Here is a 12,727-nt window from a genome sequence, read left to right on the forward strand (position 1 = left end):
CCGCCGCGCCGCCGGGCGAAAGCCCCAAATGCACGCTCAGAGGTCGAACGCCAGTCGCGCGCGCACGCCATGATGCGCCGGGTCCACCTCAATGGCCGAGCGCAGGCCGCTGGCCATCGCCGAGATGATCTTGGAGCCCAGGCCGGTGCCCTTGGGCGCGCCGTCGCCAAGACCCGGCCCGTCGTCCTCGACAGTCAGCAGGGCTCGCCCGCCGCCCTCCGCCTGTTCCAGGATGATGCGGATTTCGCCTGCCGCGCCGGGCTCATAGGCGTATTTGACGGCGTTGGTGACCAGTTCGGTCACGATGACGCCCAGAGACACGGCCTGATCCGTCGTCACCCTCAGGGGCTCGGCGCGCAGGGTCAGGCGCGACCCATCGCCATCCGGCCCGATCGACTTGCTCAGTTCCTCGACCAGCCCGGCCAGATATTCATCCATCTGCACCCGTTCGACATCGGCCGAGGTGTAGAGGCGGCGGTGGACATGGGCGACGGCCTCAATGCGGACCTGAGCCTCGCGCAGAGCGGCCCGCGCGCCTTCGTCGGCGAGCTGGCGCAGTTGCAGGGAGATGAAGCTGGAGACCAGTTGCAGCGAGTTGCCCACGCGGTGATTGACCTCGCGCAGCAGAGCCTCGGCGCGGTCGCGCTCTTGCCGCACTTCATCGTTCGCTCGCTGGTTCTCATGCTCCAGACGGCGACGCAGCAGGGCGTCCTCGACCGCCGAACGCAACAGGGCGGTGAAGTCCTCGGACACGTCCTTGATGACGTAGTCGGCAGCGCCCGCGCGCAGGGCGGCCACGGCGATCCGCCCGTCCTGCGCACCGGTGACATAAACCACCGGCGGCGGGGTCGGCAGGGCCAGGATGTCCGGCAGAACGTCCAGTCCTTCGCGGCCCGGCATATAGTGATCCAGGGCGCAGACATCGAAGGCTTCCGCCTTGAGCGCCTCATAGCCCGCATCGGCGTCGGGCGCGCAGACGACCTGATAGCCGTGGCGCTCCAGTTCCTTCTGGACCAGGCGCGACAGGCCGCGATCATCGTCGATGTACAGAAGCCGTATGGGAGGCTGGACCTGATCCACGTGTCAGATCTCGGGGGCTTGCATGACGGAAAGGAACAGGCCCAGCTGACGGATCGCGCCCGCGAAGGCCTCATAGTCGACCGGCTTGGTGATGTAGACGTTGCAGCCCAGGTCGTAGCAGCGCTGGATCTCGCCCTTGTCGTCCGTCGTGGTCAGCACCACCACCGGGGCGCGTCGCAGGCGCTCGTCCGCCTTGACCCGCTCCAGGATATCCGTGCCCGACATGTCCGGCAGATTGAGATCCAGAAGGATCAGCAGAGGGCCGCTGCGGCGAACCTCTTCCTGAAAGAGATAATCCAGCGCCGCATCGCCATGGTCGAAATGAACGATGTCGTTGGCGATATTCGCCCGCCGGATGTTCTTCTCAATGAGCTTGGCGTGGCCATGGTCGTCCTCCACCATGACGATCTTCACCGAGTGGCTCACAGGCGATCTCCTTGATAGTCACCCAGCATAATCAGACGCTTCGGAAATTTTAGGTAAAAAGTCGAGCCTTCGCCCAGTTCGGATTCGACGTCGATCACGCCGCCCATCCGGCGAACGATGTTGCGTACGAACGCCAGTCCCAGGCCTTCGCCCGGCGTGTCCTGCTTGCCCGAGCGCCGGAACAGCTCGAATATCCGTTCATGATCCCGAGGCGAGACGCCCCGGCCGTTATCTCGCACAGCATAAGAGACCCAGCCGTCCGGCTCCTGCCGGCCGCTGACCTCGATATGGATCGGTCGGCCCGGCTGCTGATACTTGACGGCGTTGTCGATCAGATTGCTGAAGACCTGCTCGATCGACAGACGGTCGTTCTCCATCGCAGGCAGGTCGCTGATCGTGATCTCGCCGCCCGTTTCGGCGACCTGATGGCTGACGGTGTCAGCGATGGCGCGGACCATGGCCGTCATATCGAGCGTCTCGGGCTGAAGGGCGCGGCGCCCCTCGCGCGACAGGCGCAGGATGGCGTTGATCAGCCGGTCCATCTTGGCCGTCGAGGTGCGGATAAAGCCTACCGCTTCGGGCGCGTCCTCGCGCACTGAACGCAGCGCCTCAGCGTCCACAAGCTCCGGGTGGGTCGCCTCCAGCGAGGTCAGCTGCTGTTCCAGAGCCTTGCTGACCTGCTCCAGCTCGGACGTGTAGCCCATGACATTGACAAGGGGCGCGCGCAGATCGTGGCTGACGATATAGGCGAACCGCTGGATTTCCTCATTGGCGCGGGTCAGCTCGGCGGTGCGGTCACGGACCTCGTTTTCAAGCCCGGCGTTGACGCGGTCGAGTTCGAAATGCGCCTCCTCGATCTCGGCCACATAGCGTCGCACCATCCAGACGCTGATGCCCGCCAGGATCAGCACCAGAACCGCCGCGAGGGCGTTGACTGCGACCGTGACCGTTTGCGCCCGCTCGGACTGACGCGTCCTTTCCGTCAAACGCTGCGCCTCGACCGCATCCACTGCAGACAGCTCGACGCGGATCTGGTCCATCAGAAACTTGCCGCGACCGTTACGGATCAAGGACACCGCTTCGCCGATGCGCCCCGTTCGCGTCAGCTCGATCGTGTCCGCCATCAGTTTCAGACGCTCGCGATAGAGCCCCTTCACCTTGGCCACCCGGCGGGCCTGATCCTGGTCGCCGACCGCCAGTTGCTCCATCCGCTCGACCACGCCCGGCAGCTTGGCCACGGCGTTCTCGTGCAGCCCCAGATATTCGGTCCGAGCCGTCAGCATGAAGCCTCTCTGACCCGTCTCGGCCTCGGTCAGCAGCATCAGCATGTCCTTGGCCGCCAGACGCACCTGCTGGCTGTGGTCGACCGTATCGTTATAGGTCGCCGTCCGCTGGATCATGACGAAGGTCGCGGCGTTCACCGCCATCAGCAACAGGATGGCCAGCGCCAGAAGCGCGATGATGGAGCGACTGAGGGTCGGGGTGCGCAGGAAGGTTCCGAAGGTGCGCAGGGCCGGCCGAATGCGTTTCATGGCCGGAACCATATTCGCCGCCTGCGCGGTGTCCAGCGATTAACCGTGAAGTCGCCTAAACCGAGCCGACGGTGCGCAGGCGGGCCTTGGGGTGAATCTCATTCTGGCTCATCACCACCGTCTGACCGCGGAAGCGCTCGATGATGGAGCGGACGTAGGGGCGCACCTGCGGCCCGGTCAGGAGGACCGGGTTCTCGCCCGTCATGGCCGCGCGCTCGAACACGTCGCGCACGGTGCGGATGAAGTCCTGAAGTTTGCTGGGCGCCATCGCCAGCTGCTTGTCTTCGCCGGGACCGACCAGACTGTCGGCGAAGGCCTGCTCCCACTCGGGCGACAGGGTGACGATGGGCAGGGCGCCGTCGTCGGCCTTGTGCTGCCAGCACAGCTGACGCGCCAGACGGCTGCGGACGTGCTCGACCAGGGTGGAGACGCTGGTGGTGTGCGGCGCGGCCTCGGCCAGGCCTTCAAGAATGGCGGGCAGGTCGCGGATCGACACCTTCTCGCGCAGCAAGGACTGCAAGACGCGCTGAAGCGTCGTCACGGTGACGACCGAGGGGATCAGCTCCTCGACCAGCTTCTGCTCCTCGCCCTTCAGCTCCTTCAGCAGCTTCTGCACCTCGGCGTAGGACAGCAGCTCGGCCATGTTCTCCTTGAGGATTTCGGTCAGGTGCGTGGTCAGCACTGTCGAGGGGTCGACGATGGTGTAGCCGCGGAAGGTCGCCTCCTCGCGCAGGGACTCGTCGATCCAGGTGGCGGGAAGGCCGAAGGCGGGTTCGCGCGTGTGTTCGCCGGGCAGTTCGACCTGACGTCCCGCAGGGTCCATCGCCATCAGGGAGGACAGACGCACCTCGCCCGATCCGGCGTCCATCTCCTTGATGCGGATGGCGTAGCCCTGATTGGGCAGGCGCATGTTGTCGAGGATGCGCACGCTGGGCATGACGAAGCCGTATTCCTGGGCCAGCGATCGGCGCAGGGCGCGGATTTGGTCCGTCAGGCGCCGCCCCTCCAGATCGTTGATCAGAGCCAGCAGGGCGTAGCCCAGTTCGATCTTCACCTCGTCGATGGTCAGGGCGGTGGAGATCGGCTCCTCGACATCCTCCCGTGGTTTGAGGTCCACCGGCTCGGCGGGCGGAGGCTTCAACCGGTCGCGGCCGAGTTTCCACGCCATGAAGCCCGTCGCCAGCGCCAGTCCCGCGAACGGCAGCAGCGGCATCCCCGGGATCAGGCCGATCAGGCCCGCCGTGCCGGACACCACCCCCAGCGACACCGGGTTGGTCGCCAGTTGGGCCGCGAAGGCCTTGTCGGCCGAACCCTCGACCCCGGCCTTGGTCACGAGGAAACCCGCCGCGACCGAAACGATAATGGCCGGAATCTGCGTCACCAGACCGTCGCCGACCGTCAGCTGCACATAGGTGTTGGCGGCCTCCATGGCCGGCATGCCGTGCTGCAGCACCCCGATCAGCAGGCCGCCGATGACGTTGATGAAGGTGATGATCAGGCCCGCGACCGCATCGCCGCGCACGAACTTCGAGGCGCCGTCCATGGCGCCGAAGAAGGTGGATTCCTGCTCCAGCTCCTTGCGACGCAGCTTGGCCTGTTCCTCATTGATCAGGCCGGACGACAGGTCGGCGTCGATGGCCATCTGCTTGCCCGGCATGGAGTCCAGGGTGAAGCGGGCCGAGACCTCGGCGATGCGGGTCGCGCCCTTGGTGATGACGACGAAGTTCACCACCAGCAGGATGGCGAAGATGATCACCCCGATGATGAAGTTGCCCCCCATCATCAGTTCGCCGAAGGCCTGGATGATCTTGCCCGCGCTGTCGTGGCCTTCCTGGCCGTTGCTGAGGATCAGCCGCGTCGAGGCCAGATTCAGCCCCAGGCGGTAAAGGGTCGAGACCAGCAGCACGGTCGGGAAGATGGCGAAGTCCAGCGGCCGCTTCATCATCACGGCCGTCATCAGGATCAGCACGCTCGAGACAAGCGAAATCGCCAGCAGCAGATCCAGAAGCATCTTCGGGACCGGCAGGATCAGCAGCATGATGACGCCGATGACGCCGACCGCCATGCCGACTTCGCCACGCAACAGCCAGCCCATCGCATCACGCCCCGTGGGGCGCGCCATGCCGTCCTTCATCAGGAACGGCGCGTCAGCCATGACGACGTGCGAAGGTCATGTCGCCTGATGACAGGATTCGCCAGATCTCATCCATGTCAGCCATGCCCCAGCGCCTTGAGCGCCTGCCGCGTCGCATCGGCGACCACCGCCTCGCGCTGGGCGTCGGTCGAATCCTTCGTGGCGTGGAAATAGACGGCGATGGCGATGGGCTCGCCGTCGGTCGGATACAGCACGCCGATGTCATTCACCGGACCGTCGCCGCCCGTGCCGGTCTTGTGCGCGACGGTCCAGCCGGAAGGAACGCCCGCCTTCAGGCGCGCCTGCCCCGTCGGCGACGCCACCATCCATTCCAGAAGCAACCGCTTGAAAGCCGACTCGAGCGGCGAGTCCTCCGACAGGATCAGCCGCTCGATATTGCGGGCCGACTGCGCAGGCTGGATGGTGTCCTTGTCGCCGTCCGCCCGGTTCAGTTCAGGCTCCAACCGATCCACGCGGGTCGTCTCATCGCCGATGCCGCGATAGAAGGCGCGCAAGGGCTCCAGCCCGCCCATTTCGCGGATCAGGATGTTGGCGGCGGGGTTGTCGCTGACTTCGACAGCGCCCTTCATCAGTTGCTCGATGGTCAGGGTCGAACCGACGGCCGGCTCCGTCACCGGGGCGTGGCTGATCATGTCGGCCTGCGTCACCGGGATCGCCCGGTCCAGCCGCTCCTGCCCCGCCTGAACGCGCAACAGGGTGGCGGCGGCCAGATACATCTTGAAGGTCGAGCAATAGACAAACCGCTCGTCGCCGCGCCAGTCGGCGCGCTTGCCTTCGGTCAGGACCGAGACGCCCAGACGGCCGCCGTGGCGGGCTTCCAGCGCCGACAGGTCGAGATCGAGAACGACGGGCTTGGCCGTCGCAGGCTCTGTCGCTCGCGCACAGGCACCCAAGGCCGTGCCCCCAAGCGTCAGGGCGCCCGCGCCGATCAGCAGGGTGCGACGGTCGGCGCGCACCGGATCAGCCCGCCGCGCCGTAGGCGGCCGCCACGCCCGACTGGGGCGCCGGGATCGGCGTGCCCTGATCGGCGTATTCGTTCAGCTTGTTGCGCAGGGTGCGGATGGAGATGCCCAGGATCGTCGCCGCATGGGTGCGGTTGCCCAGGCAGTGGCTGAGCGTGTCCAGAATCAGCGTCTTCTCCATCTCGGCCACGGTCTGGCCGACAAAGCTGCGGGTCACGGCGTCGGCGGCCTGAGCCGCCTGACCGGCCACGCCGGCGTCATAGGTCGAGGCGGCGGGGGTGGAGGCTCCCTCCCCGCCCAGCAACGGGCGTCCGTCCGGCAGGCGGATGGCGTCGACGTCGATCTCGGACCCGGACGCCAACAACACCGCGCGGTGCATGGCGTTTTCCAGCTCGCGCACGTTGCCGGGCCAGCGGTGAGCGACCAGGGCGCGTCTGGCCTCAGGGCCGATGGCGCGCGGCGGCACGCCGTTGGCGGCGGCGTATTTCTTGACGAAGTGGTCGGCCAGCACGGCGATGTCGCCGGGGCGTTCGCGCAAAGACGGCAGGCGCAGGTTCACGACGTTCAGCCGGTACAGCAGGTCTTCGCGGAACGTCCCCTCGGCCACCGACTTGGCCAGGTCGCGGTTAGAGGTGGCGATGATGCGGATGTTGACGGGCACCGGCTTGGAGCCGCCGACGCGGTCGATCACCCGCTCCTGGATGGCGCGCAGCAGCTTGGCCTGAAGGCGGGCGTCCATCTCGGAGATTTCATCCAGCAGAAGCGTGCCGCCGTCGGCTTCCTCGAACTTGCCGATCCGGCGCGCCACGGCGCCGGTAAAGGCCCCCTTCTCGTGACCGAACAGCTCGGATTCCAGCAGGTTATCCGGGATGGCGGCGCAGTTGACGCTGATGAAGGCCTTGTCCGCACGGCGCGAGCTGCTGTGCAGATAGCGGGCCATCACCTCCTTGCCGACGCCGCTTTCGCCGGTGATCAGGATGGAGGCTTCCGAACGCGCAACCTGATCGGCCAGTTGGATGACCGACTTCATCGCCGGATCAGCCGAGATCATCGGCCGCTCGTCATCCGCCACCGCCGACAGGACGGCGGCGATCAGGTCCGCCTCGGGCGGCAGGGGGATGAACTCCTTGGCCCCGGCGCGGATGGCGTCGGCCGCTTCCTTGGCGTCAGCGTCGACGCCGCAGGCCACGACCGGCACATGGATTCGCTCGGCGTCGTTGGCGGCGATCAGGGCCGCGATGTCGATGCGGTAGTCGACCATCAGCAGGTCCGCGCCCTGCCCCCGGCGCAGTTGCTCGGTCGCCTGATCGGCGCGCTCGACGTGCTGGACCTTGGCGCCGTGCGCCATGGCCATCTTCACCGCCGTCGCCAGTTGGCCGCTTAAACGACCCACCACCAGAAGACGCATCGCCCTACTCCTTCAAATCCTGTCCGTGACGAGGCGGCCGATCAGGCGCCCTTGTCCTCGGTCTTGATGATTTCCGTCATGGTCACGCCCAGACGATCCTCGACGACGACGACCTCGCCGCGCGCCACCAGACGGTTGTTGACGAAGATGTCGATCGCCTCGCCGACCTTGCGGTCCAGCTCCAGCACCGAGCCCTTGTTCAGCTTCAGCAGCTGGGCGACCGACATGTGCGCCTTGCCCAATACGGCCGAGATGTTGACCGGCACGTCGAAGACAGGCGCCAGATCGACAGCGGACTTCTCGCCGCCGTCATCGGCCAGATTCAAGGCGGTGGAATCGCCGAATTCCTCAAGCGAGAGATCGTCGGTGGCCATCAGAAGCCCCTCCTGTCATGGGCGCCGCCTTCAAGGGGCGGCTCAGCGTGGCCGGCTTCGGCGGCCAATGCGGCGTTGAGCGCCGCAACGACGCGCGCTTCAGCTTCGGCCGGGTCGAACTCGGCGCGCCCGTCAGCCCATTCCAGGGCGAAGGCGGCGGCGGGCAGATGCGGTTCGTCGCGGAACACCACCAGCCCTGAAAAACCCGCCTGAGCGCACAAAGCCTCGATCTGAGCGCGGCCGTCCTCGTCCAGCCCCGAGGCGCGGACGACAAGGCGCGGCGTGGCGTCCATCTCCTGCCCCAGAGACTCGATGGCGGCCTCCAGCGGACGATGCGGGAAGCGTTCGAAGGCGGCCGAACCGATCACACGCGCGGCGGCCAGCGCCAGTTCGGCGGACTCGCGGCGGTGCGCCTCGGCCACGCCGCGCAGGGCAGTCGCCGCCTGGGACACCGTCTGCGCCACGATGGACAGGGCGTCGGCGCGCAGGGCCTCGACCTCGTTCAACGCCTGCTGGCGGGCCTCCAGCCGCGCCTGTGCCACCAGGGCGTCGACCTCGGCGGGGGCGAAGGACCGCTTGGTCGGCTGCCAGGTCGAGGCGCGCAGCACGGCGCCGTCAGCCCCGAACTCGGTGTCGAAGGCGAAGGGGACGGCGTTGGAAGGCAGGGCGGTCATGTCAGTAGATCAACTCGTCGTCGCCGCCCTGACCGGCCAGCATGATGTCGCCGCGCGCCGCCAGATCCTTGGCCACCTGGACCATGGCCATCTGGGCGTTATCGACGTCCTTGAGGCGGACAGGCCCCATCGAATCCATGTCCTCGCGCATGATCTTCGAGGCGCGCTCGGACATGTTGGAGAAGAACATTTCACGCAGGGAATCCGAGGCGCCCTTCAGCGCCAGCCCCAGTTGGTCCTTCTCGACCGAGCGCAGCAGGGTCTGCACCCCGCCCGGATCAAGGCGCGACAGGTCCTCGAACACGAACATCAGGGCGCGGATACGCTCGGCCGCGTCGCGGTTGCGTTCCTCCAGCGCGCCGATGAAGCGGGCCTCGGTCTGGCGGTCGAAGCTGTTGAAAATGTCGGCCATCAGTTCATGGCTGTCGCGCTTGGACGTGCGCGCCAGATTGGACATGAACTCGCTGCGCAGGGTCTGTTCGATCTTGTCGAGGATGTCGCGCTGCACCGGCTCCATGCGCAGCATCCGCTGGACGCATTCCAGGGCGAAGTCCTCGGGCAGGGCCGTCAGCACGCGCGAGGCGTGGTCCGGCTTGATCTTGGACAGGACCACCGCGACCGTCTGCGGGTATTCGTTCTTCAGATAGTTGGCGAGCACGGCCTCGTTCACATTGCCGAGCTTGTCCCACATGGTGCGGCCGGCGGGACCGCGGATCTCCTCCATCAGGGCCTCGACCCGGTCGGAAGGCATGAAGGAGGCCAGCAGACGCTGCGTCTGCTCGTAGGAGCCCATCAGCGAGCCCGAGCCGCCGATGCCAGAGACGAACTCGACCAGCACCTCTTCGACCACGGCGGCGGTGACGCTGCCCAGCCCCGCCATGGCCTGGGAGACCTCCTTAATCTCCTCATCGTCGAGTTGCTGCCACAGGGCCGTATGCTCTTCGCCCAGAGACAGAAGAACGACGGCCGCCTTTTCAGGCCCCGTCAGCTTCTTGGCGTCGTCGACCGCCGCGCCTTTTGAAACCAGCCGCGCCGCCATCAGGTTTCATGCATCCAGGCGCGCAGGATCGCCGTGGATTCCTCTGGGTGGCTGTCGACGAAATCGGCGACCTTCTTGATGGACGAGGCCTTCACCTGACCCTCGATGCGGGCGATGTCGATGCGTTGCTCCATGTCGCTGGGACCGGCCAGCATGGGCGCGCCGCCCGGCAGGGTTCCGCCGACGAGCTGGGTGTCCAACGCCGTGACGGGAATGCCGCCGGCGCCGGCCAGGGCGGGCACGCCCGCACGCCCGTGACCCGATGCGGTCTTCAGCAGCGGACGCAGGACGAAGAAGATCAGCAGCAGGCCGGTGACCAGCAGGACCAGCAGTTCGACCCCGCGCATGATGTCGTTCTTGTCGAAGGCGAACAGCGACGACCCCTGTTCCTCGCCCGGCGCGGCGGAGGGTTCGCGGTTGAAGCGGACGTTGACGACTTCCAGCTTGTCGCCCCGCGCCTCGTCGATGCCGACGGCGGCGGCGACCAGGGCCTTGATCTGCTGAACTTCCTCGGCGGTGCGGGCGGCGTAGGTCGGCTCGCCCTTGCCGTCGGCGGCGGGAGTGTATTTGCCGTCGACCGCGACCGAGACGGACAGTTTCTTGACCTCGCCCGGCTCCTTCACCGTCGTGGTGGTGGTGTTGGAGATTTCGTAGTTGGTCGTCTCGGTATTCTCGGCGCGGGTCGAGCCGATCGGGTTGGCGACCGGAGCGTCGTCGCCGGGAATGTTGGCGGTAGCGGTCGCGCCATCGCCCTGACCGGTCGTTTCCTGCGACTGGCTGCCGTTCGTCGAGGTCGAGCGGACGACCTGACCGTCAGGGTCGAACTTCTGCTCCTGAGTGGTCGAGCGGCTGTGGTCGATGTCCGCCGTGACCTGAACGCGCGCGGCCCCGGCGCCGACGACGCCTTCGACGATGTCCTTGATGCGGGCCTGCATCTGCGCCTCGGTCGAGGCCTTGGCGGCGTCGGCGGTGGCGGAGGTGAAGCCGGTCTCTTCGGAGCCCGCAGCCAGGGTGCGGTTGGCCTGATCCGTCACCGTGACCTTGTCCGGCTTCAGATTGGGCACGGACGACGCCACGACGTTGCGGATGGCGCGCACCTGATCGGTCGTCAGGTCGCGGCCCGACAGACCCACGACCACAGCGGCGGTCGGATCGATGGCGGCCGCCTGGAACATCTCGCGCCGGGGCATGGTGATGTGGACGCGGGCCGAGGCGATGCCGCGCATCGACATGATGGTGCGCGCCAGTTCGCCCTGAAGCGCGCGCTGTTCGTTCAGGTTCTGCTGGAACTCGGTCTGGCCCAGCACCGACTGATTGTCGAAGAGTTCGTAGCCGACGCTGCCCGAGGTCACGAGCCCCTTGCCCGCCAGCATCAGACGCGCCGTGCCGACTTCGTCGCGGCTGACGAAGAGGGTCGAGCCGTCGCCCTTGGAGGAATATTTGATGCCCGCCTGGCTCAGGGCGGCGCTGATCTCTGAGGCTTCGCGCAGGTCGAGGTTGGAATAGAGCAAGGCGTCCGGCGCCTGCCCCACGCGCAGCATGACGGCGACCAGCACAGCGGCCACGCCTGCGGCCACGCCGAGGATCGCGGCCAGGCGTCCGATACCGAACTTCTTCAAAGCTTCCGTGAAGCCGCCCACGCGCAACCGCCCCTGCACACGCGGGACGAACCGAACCCGCTAGGCAGAAACTGCCGCCTGGATGGTAAATGCGGCGTTAAGAGGCGTTAAAGAGATGGGAATCCGCGCCCCCGCTCCCGATGCGAGAGGGATAACTCGCGCACAAAAGAAAAAGGGGCTGCGGGACCATCACGCCCCGCACCCCCTTCGGCGCCCCCCGGCGCCCGCCCGCTTCCTAAACGGAGGCAGGCTGTCTGGTTGAAAGCCTTAGACCTTCTGGGCCTCGGCCTTCTTGTCGGCGGCGACCTTGATGCGGGCCTCGGCGATGGTGTCGGCGATCAGGTGGGTCGGCTTGTTCTCGGAAACCGAACGCTCGAGGATTTCCTCGAAGGTCTCCATCAGGCGCGACAGCTTGCCTTCGACCCACGAGGCGTCATAGGCGCCGCCGGTCTGACGGGCGTTCATCTCCGAAGCGACGTTGATGATGCCCCCGCCGTTGATGACGTAGTCAGGCGAATACAGGATGCCGCGCTTGAACAGCTCGTCGCCGATATCGGCGGTGGCCAGCTGGTTGTTGGCGGCGCCGCAGACGGCCTTGACCTTCAGGCGATCCAGCGTCTGCGGGTTCAGCGTCGCGCCCAGGGCGCACGGGGCGTAGATGTCGGCGGCGACGTCATAGATGGCGTCCGGCGCGACGATCTCGGCGCTGGTCTTGGCGGCCACGGCTTCCAGGTTGGCCTGGTTGACGTCGGTGATGATCAGCCTGGCGCCGGCCTTGTGCAGCTTCTCGGCCAGATAGGCGCCGACGTGGCCCACGCCCTGAATGGCGACGGTCAGGCCGGTCATGTCGTCCTGTTTGAACAGGCGGCGGGCGACGACCATGTTCGAGCGGAACACGCCCTCGGCGGTGACCGGGCTGGGATCGCCCGAGGCTTCCGGGCCGTCCTTCAGGCCCAGAACGAATTCGGTGACCTTGCGTGCTTCGGCGATGTCCTCGACCGAGGTGCCGACGTCTTCGGCGGCGTAGTAGTGGCCGCCCAGACCGTTCAGATAGCGGCCGAAGGCGTGGAACAGCTCAGGCGACTTCTGGGTGCGGCTGTCGCCGATGATGACCGACTTGCCGCCGCCCATCTCCAGATCGGCGATGGCGTTCTTGTAGCTCATGCCCTTGGACAGGCGCAGCACGTCTTCCAGAGCCTCGGCCGAGGAAGCGTAGTTCCACATGCGGGTGCCGCCCACGGCCGGACCGCGCGCGGTGGAGTGCACCGCAACAATAGCCTTCAGGCCGGTTTTCTCATCATAGAAGGCGTGCACGCCTTCATGGTTCGCAAACGAGGGAGATTCAAACAGCGTCGTGCCCATGACAGGCCTTTCCTGGGGTATTTTTTGTGCGCATGGACATACGCGCCCCCTGCCCAAACGGCAAGCATCACCGTGCAGCCGCCGCTGGTTCCGGGC

The 12,727-nt window shown here is 66.6% G+C and carries 11 protein-coding genes; all 11 read right to left on the reverse strand.

From position 1 onward, the window contains the following. Window positions 1-36 precede the first annotated feature (36 nt). Window positions 37-1,080, reverse strand: coding sequence for a sensor histidine kinase (locus H556_RS0112420; RefSeq protein ID WP_024354743.1), 1,044 nt, complete (start codon window positions 1,078-1,080; stop codon window positions 37-39). Between the two features lie 3 nt (window positions 1,081-1,083). Beyond that, window positions 1,084-1,506 carry a response regulator gene (locus H556_RS0112425; protein ID WP_004370806.1) on the reverse strand — a complete coding sequence of 141 codons (423 nt, stop codon included), beginning with the start codon at window positions 1,504-1,506 and terminating at the stop codon, window positions 1,084-1,086. Continuing rightward, window positions 1,503-3,038, reverse strand: a complete 1,536-nt coding sequence (locus tag H556_RS0112430) for a sensor histidine kinase (protein WP_024354744.1) — start codon at window positions 3,036-3,038, stop codon at window positions 1,503-1,505. The genes H556_RS0112425 and H556_RS0112430 overlap by 4 nt, the downstream gene beginning before the upstream one ends. Window positions 3,039-3,093: 55 nt before the next feature. Further along, the gene (flhA, locus tag H556_RS0112435) at window positions 3,094-5,193 is read right to left on the reverse strand and encodes a flagellar biosynthesis protein FlhA (RefSeq protein ID WP_024354745.1); all 2,100 of its coding nucleotides are present in this window, start codon (window positions 5,191-5,193) and stop codon (window positions 3,094-3,096) included. Between the two features lie 56 nt (window positions 5,194-5,249). After that, window positions 5,250-6,149: a class A beta-lactamase gene (bla, locus tag H556_RS0112440; RefSeq protein WP_024354746.1), complete on the reverse strand. Its 900-nt coding sequence runs from the start codon at window positions 6,147-6,149 to the stop codon at window positions 5,250-5,252. A 4-nt stretch (window positions 6,150-6,153) separates the two neighbouring features. After that, a complete protein-coding gene (gene flbD, locus H556_RS0112445) occupies window positions 6,154-7,563 on the reverse strand; it encodes a sigma-54-dependent transcriptional regulator FlbD (protein WP_024354747.1) in 1,410 nt (469 codons plus the stop codon). A gap of 41 nt (window positions 7,564-7,604) precedes the next feature. Next, window positions 7,605-7,937: a flagellar motor switch protein FliN gene (gene fliN / locus H556_RS0112450; RefSeq protein ID WP_024354748.1), complete on the reverse strand. Its 333-nt coding sequence runs from the start codon at window positions 7,935-7,937 to the stop codon at window positions 7,605-7,607. Further along, window positions 7,937-8,611 (reverse strand): FliH/SctL family protein, encoded by a 675-nt coding sequence (locus H556_RS0112455; RefSeq protein ID WP_024354749.1) that lies wholly within the window; start codon window positions 8,609-8,611, stop codon window positions 7,937-7,939. The genes fliN and H556_RS0112455 overlap by 1 nt, the downstream gene beginning before the upstream one ends. 1 nt (window position 8,612) lies before the next feature. After that, window positions 8,613-9,650 carry a flagellar motor switch protein FliG gene (gene fliG / locus H556_RS0112460; protein ID WP_024354750.1) on the reverse strand — a complete coding sequence of 346 codons (1,038 nt, stop codon included), beginning with the start codon at window positions 9,648-9,650 and terminating at the stop codon, window positions 8,613-8,615. Then, on the reverse strand, window positions 9,650-11,290 hold the full coding sequence (gene fliF, locus H556_RS0112465) for a flagellar basal-body MS-ring/collar protein FliF (RefSeq protein ID WP_024354751.1): 1,641 nt from the start codon (window positions 11,288-11,290) through the stop codon (window positions 9,650-9,652). Before fliF ends, fliG begins: the two co-directional genes overlap by 1 nt. A 246-nt stretch (window positions 11,291-11,536) precedes the next feature. Further along, window positions 11,537-12,631 carry a Glu/Leu/Phe/Val family dehydrogenase gene (locus H556_RS0112470; RefSeq protein WP_029673616.1) on the reverse strand — a complete coding sequence of 365 codons (1,095 nt, stop codon included), beginning with the start codon at window positions 12,629-12,631 and terminating at the stop codon, window positions 11,537-11,539. Window positions 12,632-12,727 lie beyond the last annotated feature (96 nt).

It is taken from the genome of Brevundimonas naejangsanensis DSM 23858, assembly GCF_000421705.1.
In the GTDB taxonomy this organism is placed as follows: Bacteria; Pseudomonadota; Alphaproteobacteria; order Caulobacterales; family Caulobacteraceae; genus Brevundimonas; species Brevundimonas naejangsanensis.